Source organism: Gordonibacter pamelaeae 7-10-1-b (assembly GCF_000210055.1).
GTDB classification, from domain to species: domain Bacteria; phylum Actinomycetota; class Coriobacteriia; order Coriobacteriales; family Eggerthellaceae; genus Gordonibacter; species Gordonibacter pamelaeae.
Genome location: NC_021021.1, coordinates 1886046 through 1887502 on the forward strand (window position 1 = coordinate 1886046; position 1457 = coordinate 1887502).

At 69.5% G+C, this 1457-nt stretch carries 1 protein-coding gene and 1 pseudogene; both read right to left on the bottom strand.

The genetic code is table 11. The features are described 5' to 3' along the window. Positions 1-122 precede the first annotated feature (122 nt). Positions 123-503, bottom strand: coding sequence for a hypothetical protein (locus GPA_RS20120; RefSeq protein WP_015539637.1), 381 nt, complete (start codon positions 501-503; stop codon positions 123-125). Between the two features lie 103 nt (positions 504-606). After that, a pseudogene (locus GPA_RS20125) lies at positions 607-1101 on the bottom strand (AAA family ATPase); the annotation flags it as partial. Positions 1102-1457 lie beyond the last annotated feature (356 nt).

Consider the following 1457-nt stretch of genomic DNA (forward strand, 5'->3'; position numbering starts at 1 on the left):
CGAGGGGGCCGGCGACGCCGGCTCGAACACGGGGGCGGCGTCCGACGGCTCGAACAGCAGGTCGAGCGACATCTGGCCCTCCATCACCTTCCCGCCGCGCCTGGAGGGCCGGCGCCGCGCCGCTACAGGCTTATCGCTATGTCCGGTATCTCCGAGATCATGGCCTCGTTCTCCGCCGCCGCGGCGGCGTTCATCAGCGCCGCCTTCTGCTGCGCGTCTTTTGCCTGGGAGCTCTGCGGGGACCGCATCCACGCCTGCGCGGCGGCCGTCCTGCGCGACTCCGCCAGCAGGTGAACCATGGCCATCTCCCTGCCGACCTGCTCCTCGCTCTTGCCCTCCAGCGTCTCCGGCGCGTGCTGCAGGCGCCAGTCGCGCATCGCCACCGCCACGGGATCCTTCGCCCAGCCTTCGAGGCCTAGCTGCCACTCCAGGTGCTCCTTCTCCAGGCCCGCCTCCCTGGCGTCCCGCTCCAGCTCCCTGTAAAGCTCGTCGTAGTTCATCATCTCCGGTCCTCTCTGCCAAGCCGTGCTCGACGGCCATCTCCGCAACCTTGCCCGCGTCGCCGCGGCCCACCGTCTCGTACCGCCCCGCCGTGGCCCTCTCGACAAGGGCCAGGACGTCCGCGTCGATCCTCTCGGCCTCGTCCTCGGCGTGTATCCGGGCGCGGGGGTCGTACGCCCCCTCCCTGGCGACGATCACGTTGACCGACTCCTGTGCCTCGAACTCGTCCTGCGCGAGGGCCGCCAGCCTCGCCGCCCTGTCCTCGTCGGCGTCGGGGGCGAGGTAGGCGAGGCCCATGATGGCCGGCGAGTCCGCCACGACGAACTGCACGAGCCCGTCGAGCCGGCGCTCGCGCGCCGACTGCCGGCGGTACAGCTCCTCCTGGCTCTCCACGCTGCCGTCCAGCAGGCGCGCCGCCTCCTGGTCGCCGCGCGCAGCGTCGTAGATGCAGTCCTTGACCACCTCGCCGACGCACTCGGCCGTGTAGCCGCGCGCCTTGAGCTCCGCCGCGACGGCGTACGCCATCGTCGACTTGCCGGAGCCGGGCCCGCCGAACACGTTCACGTGCACGGATCCCGTTGCGCCGCCCTGCGCGCTCATCGCTCGATCCTTATTCCGTTGTGAATCCGGGATTTCGGTCCCGTGTCGCTTCTCGCCGCCCGCGCGCCGCCTGGATTTGGGAGATGGCTCGCGCTCGGGCACGGTGCCATTATCTCACCTATCGATGCCTTTGTGTAGTGCTCGGCCATGTCTTTCTCCCTTTTTTCAAAAACTCGACTATTCAAGTTTTCCAGTTTTCCAATACCTTGGTTCTCAAGCCGCCATCAACGCGACCGTGAGCGCCGTCAACGCGACCGCCGCCGCGGTCGTCATCCATGCGACGAAGGCCCAGCCGACGGCCATCCCCGCGGCGGCGAGGCTCCCCTTGGCCGCCCTGCGGCGCAGCGGCGTCCCGT

What these genes read in the sequence shown, in the direction of transcription:
- GPA_RS20120 (WP_015539637.1), bottom strand. Translation starts at nt 503, where the DNA reads ATGATGAACTACGACGAGCTTTACAGGGAGCTGGAGCGGGACGCCAGG.